Origin of the sequence: Moorena sp. SIO4E2 (assembly GCF_010671945.1) — a bacterium.
GTDB lineage: Bacteria > Cyanobacteriota > Cyanobacteriia > Cyanobacteriales > Coleofasciculaceae > Moorena > Moorena producens.
Genome location: NZ_JAAHIE010001186.1, coordinates 1 through 1,492, shown reverse-complemented (window position 1 = coordinate 1,492; position 1,492 = coordinate 1). Strand labels below are relative to the sequence as shown.

General features: G+C 45.7%; 1 protein-coding gene. It reads right to left on the bottom strand.

What is annotated here, in order from left to right; all coding sequences use genetic code 11:
* Positions 1-248: 248 nt before the first annotated feature.
* Positions 249-1,492 (bottom strand): ATP-binding protein (locus F6K37_RS42025; RefSeq protein WP_287257172.1); only part of this gene is annotated, 1,244 nt, incomplete at its 5' end.

The following is a 1,492-nucleotide window of genomic DNA, read 5'->3' as shown; positions in this document are numbered from 1 at the left end:
ATGTTGGCTTTATCCTAAGTTACTTTGTAAGCAATCAGGATCCAGCATTCAGCATTCAGCATTCAGCTAATGCGGAAGCTACGCGAACAGCATTTAGCTAGTCAGCCAAGACCTGTAGCTGTTTGAGCCGGTGGTGCGTTACGGGACGGGCTGTTCTAACCAGGGACTAAGAGGCGGAAAACCAGGGCGAGCCAGTCTTATCACGCACCCTACGCCTATTACTACAAGGTCGGGATAGCAACCTTAGTTTATCCGCCAATTGCTCCTTTTGGAAGGGCAGCTGTCACTTTTCCAATCCATTCTAGGATAGATGGCACCTGCTCTTTATTTTCCCATAACCAACGAATGGCTTTAGTTACTTTTTCGGCTTGCTTTGAACTCATCACATTCAAAAACACTTTCTTTCGTTGTTCTAGTTCAGTTTCGTTGCTATTCTGGATTTTTTTGACCACCCACCACTCCATAATAGAAGAGGCAAAGGAATAATTGATCTTATCTTCCGTGTATCGACGTTTAATCACTCCTTGCCCCACTAGAGCATTTAATTCTAGCTCCTGCTGACTAAAAATGTTATCAATATTACTGATATCGTAGCGCTGATTACGCAATCGACCCTTTAGTTCAGACAGGGCAATTAGCATTAACAAGGTTTGCTCGATGGGATTAGATAATTCCCACATCTGTTGAAAGATATGTAGGGTGGTATTTTGAAACTCTTGGGCAAAGGTAACAGGGTCGAGGTCTCCTCCAGCTCGTAACTCTTGGTACAGCAGATAACCGGCATTCTGTAGCAAGACCGGGTGTCCATCAGCAATCTCTTTAATACCATCCCGCAACGCTGGTGTCATCGGCATCCCAAATAGCAGAGTATCTACTTCATTCTTGGTAAATGGCTTAAGTTGTCGAAACAAATAGTGATTGTACCAGGGGGATTTATCTGGGGTGAGACTCGGCCCAAGTTCATTAAGACGGCGAGAGGAGGTAACAATCATGGAGAGGTATTGCCTTTCCTCAGCAAAATAGGCTACGCTGCGACACTCACTTAGAAAGGCTTCCATGTCAGCTTCAGTGTAGGTTTCATGAGTCCGAAAAACAGCATCATAATCATCAGCTAGCAATACTAGGAATTTGTGGTGTGCTCCCAGCTTACCCAAGACTTTTCGGAAATCCTCAGCAGTGCTTTTTCCGTCTTGCAGGAATCCATCAATATCTGCTTGCAGCCCAGGATTGCTGTCGAGTTTAGTTTTAATCAAGCTCAAGACCTTTCCCCAAAAGCCAGACCCTGTGAAGGGATGGATACTGAGGCAATTCACCAACACAATCACTGCTTGCGATGGGTCGGTCTGGTGTACTCGCCAGATTTCCGGCCAAGTCAGTAATTCCAGAAAGGAAGACTTTCCAATGCCCGGACCTCCCCACACTGATAGGTTACTGCGATGGCAGATTTGGTCGAAAGCGGTTTCAATCAGAGCGTTTTGTGGGACGAACCGCA